The following is a 16,326-nucleotide window of genomic DNA, read 5'->3' as shown; positions in this document are numbered from 1 at the left end:
GTGCAGCGCGCACCGCACATGAGCGCGCGTGCGCCGCTTGCGTCATCACGATGCGCGCGGGCTAGCGCGCGTGCCGAACACCTCGTGCAGATCGGCAGGACCGGTAGCCGGCCGGTCGAGCATCTTCAGTTCGACGCTCTGCAAATGGCTCGCCATCAATGCCGCGGCGCTGTTTGCATCGCCGGCGTCGATCGCGGCGAGTATCGCTTCATGGTCCTCGAACGAGCACGGGCTGCGTCCGAGCGATTCGTACAGCGCCGAAATCAAGGTTGAGCGCGCAACGAGTCCGCTCAGGCAGTCGCACAGCACCGTGTTGCCGGTGAGCGCGGCGAGTTCCGTATGAAACTCGCCCGAGAGTCTGATCCATGCGGGAAAGTCGCGCGTCTCGAATGCCTTGCGCTCGCGGCCGATCATCGAGCCGATCGACTTCAGACGCTTCATGCCATGCGCGCCCGCGCAGACCTTTTCGATGACCGCCATCTCGATGATGCGGCGCATCTCGAACACTTCATGCACTTCCTGCAGCGACGGGCTCGCGACGAATGCGCCGCGATTCGGCTCGAGGTCGACGAGCCGGTCGTTCGCGAGCAGCGTCAAGGCCTGCCGGATCGGTCCGCGTTTGACCTCGAATACGTCGCATAGCTGTGCTTCCGTCAGCTTCGAGCCCGGCGCGAGGCGATGCTCGAGGATCGCCGCGCGAATGCGCTCGGCGATCGCTTCGGGCTTCAAACCATTCGACGGGATGGTGGATGTGTCGGACATGATCGGCTGCGTTTATTGAGATGCATCTTAGAACGCCGTTAAAAATTGTCAACAATTTTCAACTTGGATTTTTGACAATTTCAACGAGTCTCTGTCAGCAATCGGCGCGACGGCCTTACGTAGTGGTACGCGGCTGCGCAGGTGCTGTTCGGCGCAGGCTTACTTTAACGTGGCGGGCGACGCGCCACATCGGCAGATTTTGTCAACAAAATCGCGGGGATTTCCCGGCAACCAGCCGATGAGATGAGGTCGGGCGAGTACGCGGGTCGAAAGAAGATGGCAAGGCAGCACAAGCGGGTGCCCGGTGCGCGCAGCCCTGCTGCGCGTCAATGCGACGACTTCGTGTCTTGGTGCTGACTCCGCGCTGGTTTCGCGGCCTATTCGAGCGTCGGGTGTCCCGACACCGTCAGCCTGAAGCCATGCGCATCGGCTTGCAGGTGCGCCTCGGCGCCCACCGGCAAGGTGACCATATCCGGAATATGGCCGAACGGGAGGCCCGTGATCACCGGGATGCCGACGACCGAGCGCACCTGCTCGATCATCGCGTGCAGATCGTAGCCGTTGTCGTACTCGAACGGCTTGCCGCCCGAGAAGTCGCCGAGCACGAGCGCCTGCTGCCGCTCGAGTATGCCGGCCAGATGCAGTTGATAGATCGCCCGCTCGAGCCGGAACGGCTGCTCGTTGACGTCTTCGAGAAAAAGGATGCCGCCTTCGACCGGCGGCAGATAAGGTGTGCCGACGAGCGAGGTCAGCACGGCGAGATTGCCGCCCCACAGCGTGCCCGTGACATCGGCCGGCTGCGCCTGCGCAACGCTCGTCGCAATCGTGAAAGTCGGCGTGGAAAGTGCATGCCAGAAGTGCCGCATCGTGAATGAGCTGACCTCGGGCGCGCCGAAATCGCCGACGAGCATCGGGCCGCCAAACGTCGTCAAGCCGCTTTGCGCAAGCAGCGCAAGCTGCACCGCAGTGAAGTCGCTATGGCCGACGAATGCGATCGGCTGGTCCCGCAAGCGGCGCTGCAAACCGTCGTAGTCGAGCCCGTGCAGCAAGCGGACCGCGCCATAGCCGCCGCGCACGGCAAGCACGATGTCGGGCAGTTCGCGCGACGGGTCGGCGAGGCGATTGAGTTCGGCGGCCCGCTGCGCGTCGGTGCCGGCGAAGCGCTGGTAGCGCCGCTCGGTCGCGTGAATGTTTTCGACGCGATGGCCTTGCGCGCGTAACCGGTGCAGCGCGAGATGCAGCGCAGCGGGGTCATGCGGGTAGCCCGAGGGGGCGACCAGTTCGATGGTGCGGTGCGCGTTCATGGCCGGCTTCGATTTGTTAGATGAGTGACGCGTGTGCGTTCGAGCGGGAAATCAACGTACGGGCATTCGGATGCGGAATTCAACGCGCTTCAAAGCGGCCAGCGCGTGCCGGGGTCCAGTTTCGCGCGTGCCTCGCGCGCGGCACGCCGCCGGTCCGCGAAAAACGACTTCAACGCCGCCCCGCACTCTTCTTCGAGCACGCCGCCCACCACGACCGTGTGATGATTGAGCTGACCATTCGCGAAGGCATCGACGACGCTGCCACATGCGCCCGTTTTCGGATCGCGCGCGCCGAACACGACGCGTGCAATGCGCGCGTGCATGATCGCCCCCGCACACATCAAACACGGCTCGAGTGTCACGAACAGTTCGCAGCCCGGCAGGCGGTAATTCTGCAGTCTGCCGGCGGCAGCCCGCAGCGCCGCCATCTCGGCGTGCGCCGATGGATCGTGCGAACCGATCGGATGGTTGAAGCCCTGTGCGATCACCTCGTCGCCGTATACGAGCACCGCCCCGACCGGCACTTCGCCGGCCGCGCGCGCCTCTTCGGCTGCAGCTTGCGCGAGCCGCATGAAATGGCGGTCGCGCTCGGATGACGGTTCGCAGAGCACAGGTGTATCGAAGACCGATTCGAGGAACAAATTAAGGGGACAAATAGCCGGTTTCTGACTCTATCGTCAATTCGTCTTTCGATATATCAGACTTTTCGGCAGCGCCCAGCGTCGCAGCCGCGACTCGCCGGTGCGGCCGTGTGTTGGGCGAGGTCTCGTAGATTCGCGGAAGGATCCGCAACGGCGGGGCTGTCAGGTCGCGTCGCCCGCATCGACACCGGCCGCGCGCTCAGACAGGCGCTCGGCGATGCGGCGGCAATATTCGCGCGGCACGAGCATCGGCCCGCCGCGCAGCGATTCGAGCGCCAGTTCGAGCGCGAGCATCCTGGCCTGCAAACCGCAGCGCGTGGCGCGGTCGCTGACCGCGGCGAGCTCGTCCTGCAAGCTATGCAGCGCCCGCAGTTGCTCCACGGCTGGCGGCACGAAACCGGCATTCTTCAGAATGCGGTTTGCGACTCGCACTTCCTCGGGGACCAACGGGTCGTCTTCGAAATTGAGCGGCGCGCCCGCGCCTGGCAATTCGTCGAATTCACCGCGCGCGGCTGCGGCGGCAATGCGTTGTTCGACTAGCGCATCAAGCAATTTCATTTGCAATCCACTACGTTGCGGCTCGGGCATTCTAACAGCACATCGCGCATATGTTTCGTCCGTAACATAGAGAAGACAGCTCAATTTGAGATTTTTCTAATTGGGTAGCGGTTCGGCCATCGATATGGTTGAACATTTTCGGTGACCGAATATGCAGAGCCAAAACATATTGATGTGCGTCGCATTGCATATTTCCGTAATTTCTGCCGACCCGGCGCCCATTGCGGGACGCCGTGCTTTGGCGCCGACGCGCTCGCTGTTGCGCGCTGCGCTCGGCGCCGTTGCGCTGTCGGTGGCGTTGTCCGGCTGCGGCACGTTCTGCGGATTCGCGGGCGGCAGCGGCAGCGGTTTCGGCGGCGGATGTTCGACCGGCGTGCGCTTCTAGCCCGCGGCCAGCGACCAGCGCGCAAGCGCCACATGACGAGCGCGGCCGAGCAGACTATGGACGAGAACGAAGTCCCGCACTGGCCAGCCGATCATGTCTTGCAGCGGCTCGACGAAGCGGCGCCGCGCATCGGCCGGCTCGCGATAGCCAAGCGTGACATGCGGCGTGAACGGCACCCGGGTGCGCCCCGCAAATCCCGCGTGCTCGAGCGCTTTGCCCAAGGTCGAACGAAACTCCATCAGTGCGAGCGCCCCCTCGTGTGCGCGCAGCACGAGCGGCCTTCCACGAAAATCCTCGGCGCGATCGAATGCGATAGCGAACGCATTCGTTCTGACCGTCGATGCCGCACGAATTGCTCTTGCAACCGTCGCTTGCGGCAAACCTCCGGCGTAGTTGCCGAGATGATGCAACGTCACGTGATAACGATCGGTTCCACGCGGCACCGGCATGCTCGATCCGCGCTGCATGTCGCGCTGCATGCCGCATACGTGATGCGCAATGCGTTCGATGCGTTGCGCGCTGCGCGTGTCGGGCAACAGTGCGAAAAACAGGCCGTCTGTCGGCAACGGTACGGCGTCGAATCCGGGCAATGAAAGTTGTACGTCAGCCATACTCGCGTGCTGTTCGGGTTGAGCGCATTCACACGATACCGCGTCATGCTTCTGTTAGAAGCGGTTCGGGCAAACCCGCCGTTGTTTTATAAGGACTGGCTGACTAGCATGTCGTCTACCAGCCGCCTTGCTCAGCATGCGAGCGGCATCATCGGAGCGAGCGCGACGAGCCATGAGTCTTCTTGAACTCAGAGGCATTTCCAAGCACTTCGGGGCCATCCAGGCATTGACCGACGTCACGCTCGGTCTCGAGCCGGGCCAGGTCGTCGGCCTGATGGGCGACAACGGGGCCGGCAAATCCACCCTGGTCAAGGTTATCGCCGGCAACTTTCCGCCCTCGCATGGCGAGATACGAATCGACGGCAAGCCTGTGCATTTCGGCAAGCCCGTTGACGCACGCGCGCAGGGAATCGAAGTCGTCTACCAGGATCTCGCGCTGTGCGACAACCTCACGGCGGCCGCCAATGTTTTTCTCGGCCGCGAGCCGCGCATCGGCTTCGGACCGATTCGTGTGCTCGATCACGCCGCCATGTACCGCCGCGCAGGAGAACTGTTCAAGGAGTTGAAGTCGGAGACGCGCCCGCGCGACCTCGTGCGGCAGATGTCGGGCGGTCAGCGGCAGGCCGTCGCGATCGCGCGCACGCGTCTGTCCGAAGCGCGGCTCGTCATCATGGACGAACCGACTGCGGCTATCAGCGTGCGCCAGGTGGCCGAAGTGCTCGAGCTGATCAAACGCCTTGCCGGGCACGGCATCGCCGTGATTCTGATCAGCCACCGGATGCCCGACGTGTTCTCGGTCGCCGACCGCGTCGTCGTGATGCGGCGCGGACGCAAGGTCGCGGACAAGCAGACCGCGGCGTCGTCGCCGGAGGAAGTGACGGGCCTGATTACGGGCGCCATCGCCGCCGCGTGAAGCATCGGAAGCACCCCGAACCACCCCGAACCACCCCGAACCACCCCGAACCACCCTAAGCACCCGAACCACCCGCACGGGAGACGCGAAATTGAACGATGCGCCGGAAAGGCCCAGTCCAATGCAGACCCTGCTCGACGATCCGCAATCGGCGAGAACGCATACGCGCTGGTCGGGACTGCTGGCAAGCCAGGTGTTCTGGGTCGTGCTCGCGACGATCGTCGCTTGCATCGTGCTGTCGTTCGCCACGTCGAGCTTCGCGACATCGCAGAATCTTTTCAACGTCACGCGCAACTTCGCATTCGTCGCGATCGTCGCGCTCGGCGCAATGGCCGTGATCGTCACGGGCGGCATCGATATTTCGGTGGGCTCCACGATCGGTCTGAGCGGCATCGTGCTGTCGGTCGTGATGAATGCGGGCTATCCGATCTGGGCCGGCATCGGCCTCGCGCTCCTCACGGCCGCCGCGGTCGGGCTCGTCAACGGCCTGCTGATCGCGTATCTGAACATGCAGCCGTTCGTCGTCACGCTCGGCATGCTGAGCGTGGGCCGCAGCCTCGCGCTCGTTATTTCGGGTAGCAGAACGATTTTCGATTTCGGTCCGGACGGCAGCAAGCTGCTCAAACTCGGCGGCGGCTCGACGCTCGGCGTCGCGAATCCGGTGTGGTTTCTCGTCGTGCTCGCCGTGCTCTTCTGGTTCGCGTTTGCCTTCACGCGCTGGGGACGCTATGTATTCGCGGTCGGCGGCAACCGTCACGCGGCGAATCTGACCGGCGTGCCGGTGCGGCGCATCCTCTGCTCGGTCTACGTGCTCGGCGGTTTGATGGCGGGCGTCGCGGCCGTGCTCGAAGTCGGCTGGCTCGGCGCCATCACGACGGGCCTCGGCACCGGCGACGAATTGCGCGTGATCGCCGCAACCGTGATCGGCGGCACCAATCTGATGGGCGGCATCGGCAGCGCGTTCGGCACGGTCGTCGGCGCGGCGCTTATCGAAGTGATCCGCAACAGCCTGATCCTGCTTGGCGTCGATTCGTTCTGGCAAGGGACGGTCGTCGGCTCTTTCATCATCGTCGCGGTGCTGTTCAACCGGCTTGGCGGCGAGCGGCAAAACGATTGACAAGTCTTCGTTGCGCGTCGTCCGCCTTCGCCGACGGCGCCACGCAAGGCGGGGCGACCGGTCGACGCGCGGAACTGCCGGGCGCAGGTGTGCGGGTTTTTCGAGCTGTTGGCAACACAAAACCGCAAGGTTCCGCAGACACGGTAGACCCCGCCACGGGCCTGCCTTGGGAAACGTTGTGAAAATTGTGCGAAGAGACACGGGCTCCGCGACGCCGGCGCCGAACAGGAGGCAACAATGAAGAAAATGCTGATGTGTCTTGCTGCGATCACGGGCCTTGCCATGCTGGCCTCGCCGGTGTTCGCGGCCGACAAGACCCTGGCCCTCGTCGTGAAGGGTCTCGACAATCCCTACTTCGACCTCATGCATCAGGGATGCGAGCGCGCGAACAAGGAGCTCCACAAGCAAGGCTATAACTGCTACTACACGGGCCCCGCGACGGCGGCCGACGAAAGCGCGGAAGTGCAGATCATCGACGACCTGCTGACGAAGGGCGTCGCGGCGATTGCGATTTCGCCGTCGAACGCGCCGGCGATTGCCGAAGTGATTCGCCGCCGCAACACGAAAATTCCGATCATCACCGCCGATGCCGATCTGCTGCCGAAGGACGCGTCGCTGCGCAAGAGCTATGTCGGCACCGACAATTACGAACTCGGTTTCAAGCTCGGCGAACAGCTGAAGCTGCTGATGCCCAAGGGTGGAAATATCTGCCTCGTGATGGGCAACCCGGCCGCGGAAAACATCAACCAGCGTGCGCAAGGCACGCGCGACGCGCTGGCCGGCAAGAAGGGAATCGCCAAGCTGGCCGGCGAGAACAACTGGCGCGAGATCAGCGCGTGCCCGCTGTACGTGAACGACGACGCGGCCAAGGCGAACCAGATGATGCAGGACACGCTGACCGCCAACGCGACGGGCCTCGATGCATTCGTGCTCGAGGGCGGCTGGCCGCTGTTTGCGCCGCAAGCGTATTCGCAGGTCGTGGCGCCGATCATGGATAAGATCGCAAGCGGCAAGTTCGCCATTGTGTCGGCCGACACGCTGGGACCGGAAATCCAGGCGTTAAAGGATCACAAGGTCAATGTGCTGGTCGGCCAGCGGCCCGAAGAGATGGGCTACCAGGCCGCGATGGTGATGCGCGATCTCGCCGAAGGGAAGTCGGTCAAGCCGGTGATTCATACGGGGCTCGATACCTGCACATGGAAGAATGCGGATACGTGTCTCAAGCATTGAGGGTGAAGTGCGTCCGATCCGCCATGAAGCCTGTGCAAGCCGGGGCCGTGGCGCCCCGGCGGCCGCGCTGGCGCGCGTTTGCGCATTTGCGCGCCAGCGCGATGCGATTGCATGGCTTCGCTAGGCGAAATTTTTCGCAAGCGTCGATAGATAGTCTTCGATCGGCATCGACGCGCGCATCTCCATCAGATCCTTGCCGGTCTTGCCGACGAGCGTGCGGAATCGACGGCTCCTGCCCGTCGCAAGCGCTTCGATCTCGTCGACGATCAGTTGCGGATCGTCGCGCAAGCTTTCGTCGCTCGACGTCATCATTGCATTCACCTTGTCGATCAGCGGATCGTAGTCCCTGATCTCGCGGTGCGTACTGAACACCACTTTTTCGACGAAGCGGTTGCCCTTGAAACCGCCGGGCTCGACGAGATGAAGGTCGATGTTGAACGGCTTGAGCTCGTAGTAGAGCCCTTCGATCAAACCTTCGAGCGCGAACTTCGACATGTTGTACAGCGAGCCGGTCGGCACCGCGGTCGTTACGCCCATAAACGAACTGATGTTGATGAACCGGCCGCCTTTGCGCTCGCGAAAGTGCGGTAAAAACGCGCGGATGACGTTGATCGGTCCTCGCACATTCACGGCAAACTGCCAGTCGATCGTGTGCTCTTCGGCAAATTCGAGCGGACCATACGAGCCCGCGCCCGCATTGTTGACGACGACATCGATCTGGCCGAACGCGTCGATTGCGGCTTCGGTCGCGGCGCGCGCCTGCGCCGGGTCGGTCACGTCGAGCTTGAAGAGGCGGATACGCTCGTGCTTTTGCAGTTCGGTCTCCTGCCCGGGGTCGCGCAGCGTCGCAGCGACGTTCCAGCCCTGCCGCGCAAAATGGACCGCGGTGTGGCGACCGAGGCCACTGCTGGTGCCGGTGATGAATATCGATCTTGTCATGAGCGCTCCTGTTTTCGTGTTCCGCTCGCACGCGGCGCGTGGCCAAAAATAATTGACTAATTGATCCACAATAGACCACAAAAAAAGCGCGCACCGCTCGATGCGCGCCAATCACCCGAGACTGCGCAATGCCATCTGCGCGATATCGCGCAATACGTCTTTCGTTGCTCCGCCGCGAGCGGCCAGCTTGATGCCCGACAGCGTTGCGCCCAAAAAATGCGCAGCCGCCCGTTCATCGACGTCGGCTGCGATTTCGCCGTCCGCTTTCGCCTTCGCGATGCAGCGTTCGAGCGCCGTGCGCAACGTATGGGCGGCGGTATCCGTCAGTGCGGTAATCTCGGGATCGGTGCGGCCGAACTCGCAGACCGCATGCGTGCCGAGGCATGCACGCAACGGCCTGTCGACGAAATCGGCCAGCAGCTGTTCGATACCTTTGCGCGCGGACGCCGAGCGGTTCAGTATCCGCAGATGTTCCGACACGCTCTGCGCGATGTAGGTGCGCAAGGCCTCGAGATACAGATTGCGCTTGTCGCCGAATGCGTTGTACAAACTCTGCCGGCTCAGATCCATCGCCGTCAGCAGGTCGTCCGTCGAGGTACCGGAATAGCCGTGCTCGGAGAAGGCGTCGATCGCCCGCTCCAATGCCTCGTCACGATCGAACAGTCTAGGTCTGGCCATGGGATAGAACGATTACATATATAGATTGATCTGTCAATAACGAATCGCTTCGAACGCTCGCAAGGATGCGACTCAAAAGCGCGACTCGACACACGCGAGTCGACAAGCGCGCCTCGACAAGCGTTCTGGATTCGGCGATCTGGAAAGAATGAATGACATGGGCTTCGCCGCGTGCCGGGCGGCGAAGCCCCTACTATTGCATCGATTCTTCAGGCACGGTCCAACCAGGCGCGTTCAATCGAGCGCATACGGTATTTGACCCGGGCATCCAATCCGCGTGCAGTTATCGGGAAACGGATGGCGCGGCGCCTAGCAGGTCTTCGATCATCACCGGCAGCTTGCGCACGCGCACGCCGGTTGCGTGATGAACCGCGTCGGTGATCGCGGCGGCAACGCCTGCGAGACCGATCTCCGCGATGCCCCGCGCGCCGAGCTCGTTGAACACGGTGTCGGGGTAATCGAGAAAGGTCACATCGAGCTTCGGACTATCCGCATGCGACGCGATGATGTAATCGGCAAGACTGCTGTTGATCGGCGCCCCACTCCTTTCGTCGTACATCGTATGCTCGAACAGCGCCATGCCGACGCCCATCACGACCGCACCTTCTATCTGGTTGCGCCCCGCTTGCGGATTGAGGATGCGTCCCGCGTCGATCACCGTGACGACGCGGCTTACGCGCAGTCGCGCGATCTCCGGCTGCCACGTCACTTCCGCGAAATGCGCACCGTACGAGTAGATCGAATATTTCTTTTTCAGCGGATCGTCGAAGCCGCCCTGCGCATTGCCGGTACCCGAGGCCGCATACATCTTGGCCGCCTGCAGTATCGCGCCGTACGGCACGCCCGTTTCGGGCGCCGCGCCCTTGCGATGCACGCGGCCCGCGCTCAATGCCAGTTCTTCCGCCTTCGCACCGTTGAATGGCGACTCCGCGCTCGCGCCTGCGCGCGCCAGCACGATGTCGACAGCCGCGCGCACCGCTTGCAGCACCGCGGGAATCACCGATGCCGTCGCAGCCGAACCGCCCGAGAGCGGTCCCAACGGCAGCATCGTGTCGCCGAGTTCGACGTCGATGCGATCGAGCGGCAAACCCGTCTCTGACGCAACCAGTTGCGCGAGGATCGTGTAAGTGCCCGTGCCGATATCCTGCGTGCCGCATACGACGCGCGCCGTGCCGTCGGCCCGCAGATCCACCGACGCCTGCGCCGAGAAGCGGATGCCCGGCCACCCGCACGCGCCGACGCCCCAACCGAGCGTCAGCCCGTCGCGTTTCATCGACCCCACCGCGGCGGTGCGCTGCGCCCAGCCGAATCTATCCGCACCGGTGCGCAGGCACTCCGTCAGATGGCGTGACGAAAACGGCAGACCTGTGCTTTCGTCGACCTGAGGTTCGTTCTTCAACCGCAACTCGACGGGGTCGATGTTCAGTTCACGCGCGAGTTCGTTCATCGCCGATTCGAGCGCGTACAGGCCGGGAACCGCGCCGGGCCCGCGCATCGAAGTCGGCGATCCGACATGGCGTTTCACGAGGCCTGAAGCGACGCGCAGATTCGGCACGCTGTACAGGAACGGTGTGATCTCGCCGCAGGTTTCCTGGTAGTCGTCGGCGATCGCGGTGTGGTTCAGATACTCGTGACGGATCGAAGTCAGCTTGCCGTCGCGGTCCGCCGACAGCCGCATGCGCTGCTGCGTCACGGGTCGATGGCCGACGTTCTGGAACATCATCTTGCGGCTCACGACGAGCTTGACGGGCCGCCCCGTATGCCGTGTCGCCGCGGCGGCAAGCAGCGAGTGCGGCCACATCCAGAGCTTGCCGCCGAAGCCCGAGCCGAGAAAGCGCGAGATCACGCGCACTTTCTCTTTGGGCAAACCCAGCATCTGCATCAGTGCGCCCTGATGATTCGAGACCGCCTGGCTCGTTTCGTAAAACGTATAGCCTTCGCCGTCCCACTGCGCCACCGTCGCGTGCAGTTCGATCGGATTGTGCGTTTCCACCGGCGTCACGTACGTGGCGTCCAGTTTGACGGGAGCGCTGTCATAGGCCCGCGCCGCGTCGCCGCGTTCGCTTTCCACATGCGCATCGACGAGATTGCCGAGCTCGTCGCTCACGTCATGTGCGGCCACCTCGTAGCCGACCTTCACGGCGACCGCGGCAGCGCTCGCGGCTTCGAACGTATCGGCGATCACCACCGCGACGTACTGGCCGTAGTAGCGGATCACATCGTCTTCGAACGGCGGGCGCTGCTCGTCGACGTAGCCCGTATCGAGCGAATTGCCCGACATCCGGTAGAAGCGGCCGATATTGCCGCGATGGAGCACGGCATGGACGCCCGGCATGTTCTGCGCGCTCGCGAATTCGAGCGACGTGATGCGTCCGCTCGCAATCGTGCTGCAGACCGGCACGGCGTAGAGCAGTCCCGGCAGATCGACGTCCGACGTATACGTCGCCGCGCCGCTGACTTTCAGCGGTCCGTCGACGCGCGCCTGCGGCTGTCCGATCACGGACAGCGCGGTGTCACTCACGGTGGACATAATGAAGTCCTATCGAAAATCAATCGTTGCGAGTCGCCTGCGCGAGCGCGTGCACGATGCACCTGCGCGCAAGCTCGACCTTGAATCCGTTCTGGCTTTGCGGCCGCGCGCCGGCGAGTGCGGCATCCGCGGCCCGCGCGAACGTCGCGCCATCGGGGGTCGCGCCGGCGAGCACCGCCTCGGCTTCGGTCGCATGCCACGGTTTCGTTCCGACTCCGCCCAACGCGAGGCGCGCATGCTCGATACGGCCGTCGCTCACTTCCAGCACGACAGCCGCGGACACGAGCGCGAATTCATAAGACGCGCGATCGCGCAGCTTCAGATACAGCGAACGGCCTGCGTCGGGCGGCGGCGGCAAGGTGACGTGCGTGATCAGATCGCCGGCTTCGAGCACGGTCTCGCGTTGCGGCGTCGTGCCGGGCAACACGAAGAACGAGTCGATCGCGATCCGGCGCGAGCCTTTCGTGCCTTCGACGTGGATCGTTGCATCGAGTGCGGTCAGCGCGACGTTCATGTCGGAGGGATTGCTTGCGATGCATGCGTCGCTGACGCCGAGAATCGCCATCATGCGGTTGAAGCCGCCGATCGCGGCGCAGCCCGAACCGGGCGTGCGCTTGTTGCACGGCATCGTGGTATCGCGAAAGTAAACGCAACGCGTGCGCTGCAGCAGGTTGCCGCCCGTCGTCGCCATATTGCGCAACTGCGCCGATGCCCCGGCCAGCAAGGCCTGCGACAGCACCGCATAGCGCGCGCGGATCAGGGGGTGCGTCGCGAGATCCGCATTGCGCACCATGGCGCCGATCTTGACGCCGCCGTCGGACGTGGCCTCGATCTGATCGAGCGGCAGGCGGCTGATGTCGATCACGCGGCCCGGGCGCTCCACATTCAGTTTCATCAGATCTAGCAGTGTCGTGCCGCCCGCGAGGAAGCGCACCTGCGCACCGTGCTCCGTGTCAGACGAAGCGGCTGCCGCGGCGATGGCCTCGTGCACATTGCTCACGCGCGAGAGCTGGAAGAGTTCCATGGCGGTCTCCTCAGGATTTCTCGCGCACGCGCTGGATCGCCGTCACGATGTTCTGATAGGCGCCGCAGCGGCACAGGTTGCCGCTCATCGCTTCGCGCACGTCGGCGTCGGCGGGCCCGACCGGTTCGTCGAGCAATGCCACGGCCGACATGATTTGCCCCGACGTGCAATAGCCGCACTGGTAACCGTCGCATTCGACAAACGCCTGCTGCATCGGATGCAGCGCGTCGGGACTGCCGAGTCCTTCGATCGTCGTGATCTCGTCGCCTGCGTGCGTGCCCGCCAGCGACAGGCACGCATTGACGCGCCGCCCGTTCACATGGACGGTGCAGGCGCCGCATTGCCCGTGATCGCAGCCTTTCTTCGTGCCGGTCAGATGCAGGTGTTCGCGCAACGCGTCCAGCAAGGTGGTACGGGGGTCGAGCGCTAGCGACCAGGTTTCGCCATTCACCTTCAGTTCGACGGCAATGGTGGGGGACGACGGAATGGTGACGCCGGGGGATGTGCTGTCGCGGCGCTCATCGACGGTTTGATTCGCCGAGGTGGACGGGGGCGCGGTATGGTGCATCGAGCTGACTCCTTTGAGAGGGCAGACGCAGGAACGACCGGGTGCCGCGTAGCGCCGCGCCGTTACGGACAGCGCGAACGATCGCCTTCGAGGATCATGCAGCAAGGATCATGCGGCGGCGGTTTGCGCGCATCCAGCTGTGGATGGGCTGACCGCGAGTTGCACCGGTCGATGCAAGCGAAAAGTATAGGTCGCGGTTTGCAGTTGTGCCGATTGTTTGTCGACGGCCTTCATGCACGGTGGCTAACGCGATTCGCTTCGTCAAGGAGAGCAAACGGGATGCCTGGCTTGATGAAAAACATGAGGCGGTCTTGCGCGCTGACGCGAGACCGCCTCATTGCGGTGCAAACCGTTCAGACTTCCACGAACCCGACGTTCAATGCGCGCTGGCGGCCAGCGTCATTTTGTGCGACGGGATGCTCGCCGTGGCGACAGCGGAGCCTGGCACCGGCGGATTGAGCGACGACAGCGCCGCGATGATCGACTGGATCGCCGCCTGCCCGCCAATCTGGGGAGGGGTGGGACCGCTCGGCGCCGAAGTCGAGGACGACACGACCTGGTTTTGTGCGTTGAACGTCTCCACCGTCTGCGAGACCTCCTTTCCGCTCGCGTCGTAGTTGAGCGCCTCGACGACTACCTCGCCGTTCGACAACTGGGTTCGCACCGTCGCGAGATTGCCCTGTTCATTGAAATTTTCCTGCATCGCCTTGACGCCGTTCGGGAGGCCGCTGCCGCCGAGCATATTGAACTGGACGCGGCCGTCGTTGAACACGTTGATCGTCTCCTCGATCTGGCCTGACAGGCCCGGCCCGGAAAATTCCCGCACCGATACCAGTTCGCCCGGCGGCAGGCCAGCCAGTTCAAACTGGTAAGTATCGCCAGTCTTCGTCACGGCCGTGCCCGACGTCGCGCTACCGGTGCCGTTCGCACCCGTAAACTTGATATCGAGCGACGCCAGCTGGTCGCCCACATTGCCCGCGCCGAACACGGTGCCGATCTGGCCGATCTGCGCGAGGATCTTCGGGTCGGCGATGAACACATCGGAACCCCCTGCACGGAAGTCGACGACCTGCTCGAGCAACGTCCCCTGACCGTCCGGTTTCGAGAATTCACGAATGACCGGATCCGATTCGGCTGCGGTGCCCTGCGGAAGCAACACGACAGAGGTGCCGTCGGGCTGGTTGATTATCTGCTCGGGCTTTGACGACGCTTGGGCCATGCTTTGCAGTACGCTTTGCGTTTCGTTCATGTTGCGCTCCAGAATAAAAAGAAAGACGGATCCAGGGAATTTGCAAGTGCATGCGGCAATCGACACAGGAAATATCTGGAAAATGATCACGCAATCAGGTCGTTTCTTCTGCGAGAAAGGCCGCCGCCCATCAGGCGCGATCGATATTCAAACACCCGTAGCCTGGTTGATATTCCTGCGTATCTGTTCAAATCGAATCCCGGTCAAGATGTGTTAATCCGGATCAATTCATTGCCGTTTATTCCGGGTCAGTATTTAATTCGACATGCAATTATTATTCGACATGTGCGAATTGATTTCGTATTCCGGGTATGGCGAAATGCGCCGCGAAGCAATGCGCCGCGAAGCAATGCGCATTCGCGTGCTGCGGCTCACTCGCCTCTCAGACTCCACATGCCGATTTCGCCGAGCTTGGCGGCCAGTTGTAGCCGCGCGGAACGCCAGTCGGTCAGCGCCTCGATGCGCTGCCGTTTCGCGCCGGCCAGCGCGGTCTGCGCGTTGAGCAGTTCGAGGATGCTGCCGACACCGACCGTATAGCGATGCTCGGCGGCCGCGTACGAGCGGTTCGAGATATCGAGCAGCATCGCGCTGTTATCGAGGTTGTGCGTCGCCGTCTGCAACGCCTGGTAGCTGGTCCAGACGTCGAGACCGACCTGCTGTCGTGTTGCGTCGAGCGTATCGTTCTCGAGTTCGGCTTTCGCCTCTTCTTCGCGCACCTGATACGTCTTCATGAAGCCCGAAAAGATCGGGATCGTGACCTGAAAGCCCACGTACCATTCGCTTCCGGTCGTCGGCAGTTGCGGTTGCCCGACTTCGAAACTGGTCGGCTCGTTGTTGCGGCTGTACCGCGCGACCAGACTCACGCTCGGCAGCCCTTCAGCGCGCGTCTGTCTGAGCTTGGCGCGTTCGGCTTCGACGCGTGCCTCGGCCGCGCGGACGCTCGGATGCGTGCGCTTCGCTTCGTCGATGAGGTCGGCGATCGATCCGTCGAACGCCTGATCGGGCAGCACGCCCTCCCCGACGTCGGGCAAGCTGATCGGCGCATCGGGATCGAGATTCATATCGCTCGCCAGCACACCGAGCGCGTCTTGCCGGTCCCGTTGCGCTTTTGCGAGATTCACGACCGCCTGCGCATGGTCGGTCTGCGCCTGCAACTGATCCGTGATCGGCGCGATGCCCTTGTTCGCACGCGCGGTCGCGGCCTGTACGCTGTCGTTCGCGGTCTGTTCGATCTGCTGCGCGGCGACAAACGCGCCTTGCGCGGCCTGCGCCGCGTAGTAGTCTTTCGCGACCTTCGCAAAGGTCGCTTCGAGCACCGCCTGCTGGTTCGCCTGCGCGGCCTCGAGCAACTCGGTCGCGCTCTTCAGCGCCGCCTCGCGACCGCCGAAGTCGTAGAGTACCCAGCTCAGCGATACGCTTTCGGTGCGCAGGAAGTTGTGAAAGTTCGAATTGAATTGCGGCAGGTTGTCGATATCGGTCTTCTGATCGTCGCGCACGCCCTGCCAACTCCCGCTGATGTTCGGCAAATACGCAGCGCGGCCCTGCCCCACGCGCGCGGCCTCGAGCTTGACCTGGCCCCAGGCCTGGCGCGTCCTGGGGTCGTTGCACAGCGCCCGTTCGACGGCATCCTGCAAAGGCAGCGGGCTCGGCAGTGCGCCGAATGCGCAGATTCCCGATGACCCGTCGCCGAGCATCTGCGCGGCGGCCGTTGGCGGCACGGCCGAACCGGTGCGCAACGGATCGAAAGCCCATGCGGCATGCGATCCGCACGACATCCATAGCGCGAGCATGCCCCATCGCCGTATCGATGGGCGCAA

The 16,326-nt window shown here is 63.4% G+C and carries 16 protein-coding genes; 4 read left to right on the top strand and 12 right to left on the bottom strand.

Features of this window, described 5'->3' with window-relative positions:
* Window positions 1-45: 45 nt before the first annotated feature.
* The 4 genes from BTO02_RS10385 to BTO02_RS10370 form a co-directional block, all read right to left on the bottom strand.
* Window positions 46-762: a GntR family transcriptional regulator gene (locus BTO02_RS10385; protein ID WP_075156965.1), complete on the bottom strand. Its 717-nt coding sequence runs from the start codon at window positions 760-762 to the stop codon at window positions 46-48.
* Between the two features lie 377 nt (window positions 763-1,139).
* Window positions 1,140-2,066: a muramoyltetrapeptide carboxypeptidase gene (gene ldcA / locus BTO02_RS10380; protein ID WP_075156964.1), complete on the bottom strand. Its 927-nt coding sequence runs from the start codon at window positions 2,064-2,066 to the stop codon at window positions 1,140-1,142.
* 89 nt (window positions 2,067-2,155) lie between these two features.
* Entirely contained in the window at window positions 2,156-2,707 is a 552-nt protein-coding gene (gene tadA / locus BTO02_RS10375; protein ID WP_442953393.1) for a tRNA adenosine(34) deaminase TadA, read from the bottom strand.
* 162 nt (window positions 2,708-2,869) lie between these two features.
* Window positions 2,870-3,265 carry a J-domain-containing protein gene (locus BTO02_RS10370; RefSeq protein ID WP_075156962.1) on the bottom strand — a complete coding sequence of 132 codons (396 nt, stop codon included), beginning with the start codon at window positions 3,263-3,265 and terminating at the stop codon, window positions 2,870-2,872.
* A gap of 151 nt (window positions 3,266-3,416) precedes the next feature.
* Here BTO02_RS10370 and BTO02_RS10365 point away from each other — a divergent pair, with 151 nt between their 5' ends.
* Window positions 3,417-3,650: a hypothetical protein gene (locus BTO02_RS10365; protein WP_075156961.1), complete on the top strand. Its 234-nt coding sequence runs from the start codon at window positions 3,417-3,419 to the stop codon at window positions 3,648-3,650.
* Here the strand turns inward: BTO02_RS10365 and BTO02_RS10360 are convergent.
* A complete protein-coding gene (locus BTO02_RS10360) occupies window positions 3,647-4,261 on the bottom strand; it encodes a 2'-5' RNA ligase family protein (RefSeq protein ID WP_075156960.1) in 615 nt (204 codons plus the stop codon). The two genes, BTO02_RS10365 and BTO02_RS10360, sit on opposite strands and share 4 nt — an antisense overlap.
* 172 nt (window positions 4,262-4,433) lie before the next feature.
* Here BTO02_RS10360 and BTO02_RS10355 point away from each other — a divergent pair, with 172 nt between their 5' ends.
* The 3 genes from BTO02_RS10355 (at window position 4,434) to BTO02_RS10345 (ending at window position 7,521) form a co-directional block, all read left to right on the top strand.
* Window positions 4,434-5,174: an ATP-binding cassette domain-containing protein gene (locus tag BTO02_RS10355; protein ID WP_075156959.1), complete on the top strand. Its 741-nt coding sequence runs from the start codon at window positions 4,434-4,436 to the stop codon at window positions 5,172-5,174.
* A 121-nt stretch (window positions 5,175-5,295) separates the two neighbouring features.
* On the top strand, window positions 5,296-6,291 hold the full coding sequence (locus BTO02_RS10350; RefSeq protein ID WP_075156958.1) for an ABC transporter permease: 996 nt from the start codon (window positions 5,296-5,298) through the stop codon (window positions 6,289-6,291).
* A 237-nt stretch (window positions 6,292-6,528) separates the two neighbouring features.
* Window positions 6,529-7,521 (top strand): sugar-binding protein, encoded by a 993-nt coding sequence (locus tag BTO02_RS10345; protein WP_075156957.1) that lies wholly within the window; start codon window positions 6,529-6,531, stop codon window positions 7,519-7,521.
* Window positions 7,522-7,641: 120 nt separating this feature from the next.
* Here the strand turns inward: BTO02_RS10345 and BTO02_RS10340 are convergent, their stop codons facing one another.
* From BTO02_RS10340 to BTO02_RS10310, 7 genes are all read right to left on the bottom strand, one after another.
* Window positions 7,642-8,460 carry an SDR family oxidoreductase gene (locus tag BTO02_RS10340; protein ID WP_075158758.1) on the bottom strand — a complete coding sequence of 273 codons (819 nt, stop codon included), beginning with the start codon at window positions 8,458-8,460 and terminating at the stop codon, window positions 7,642-7,644.
* 111 nt (window positions 8,461-8,571) lie between these two features.
* Window positions 8,572-9,138 (bottom strand): TetR/AcrR family transcriptional regulator, encoded by a 567-nt coding sequence (locus BTO02_RS10335; protein ID WP_075156956.1) that lies wholly within the window; start codon window positions 9,136-9,138, stop codon window positions 8,572-8,574.
* A 283-nt stretch (window positions 9,139-9,421) separates the two neighbouring features.
* Entirely contained in the window at window positions 9,422-11,668 is a 2,247-nt protein-coding gene (locus tag BTO02_RS10330) for a xanthine dehydrogenase family protein molybdopterin-binding subunit (protein ID WP_075156955.1), read from the bottom strand.
* A 19-nt stretch (window positions 11,669-11,687) separates the two neighbouring features.
* Window positions 11,688-12,692, bottom strand: coding sequence for an FAD binding domain-containing protein (locus tag BTO02_RS10325; RefSeq protein WP_075156954.1), 1,005 nt, complete (start codon window positions 12,690-12,692; stop codon window positions 11,688-11,690).
* 10 nt (window positions 12,693-12,702) lie between these two features.
* The gene (locus BTO02_RS10320; RefSeq protein ID WP_083615062.1) at window positions 12,703-13,260 is read right to left on the bottom strand and encodes a (2Fe-2S)-binding protein; all 558 of its coding nucleotides are present in this window, start codon (window positions 13,258-13,260) and stop codon (window positions 12,703-12,705) included.
* 376 nt (window positions 13,261-13,636) lie between these two features.
* Window positions 13,637-14,509 (bottom strand): hypothetical protein, encoded by an 873-nt coding sequence (locus BTO02_RS10315; RefSeq protein ID WP_075156953.1) that lies wholly within the window; start codon window positions 14,507-14,509, stop codon window positions 13,637-13,639.
* 371 nt (window positions 14,510-14,880) lie between these two features.
* Window positions 14,881-16,299, bottom strand: coding sequence for a TolC family protein (locus BTO02_RS10310; protein WP_075156952.1), 1,419 nt, complete (start codon window positions 16,297-16,299; stop codon window positions 14,881-14,883).
* Between the last annotated feature and the right edge of the window lie 27 nt (window positions 16,300-16,326).

Origin of the sequence: Paraburkholderia sp. SOS3, assembly GCF_001922345.1 — a bacterium.
GTDB lineage: Bacteria > Pseudomonadota > Gammaproteobacteria > Burkholderiales > Burkholderiaceae > Paraburkholderia.
This window is presented reverse-complemented; position numbering and strand designations above follow the sequence as displayed.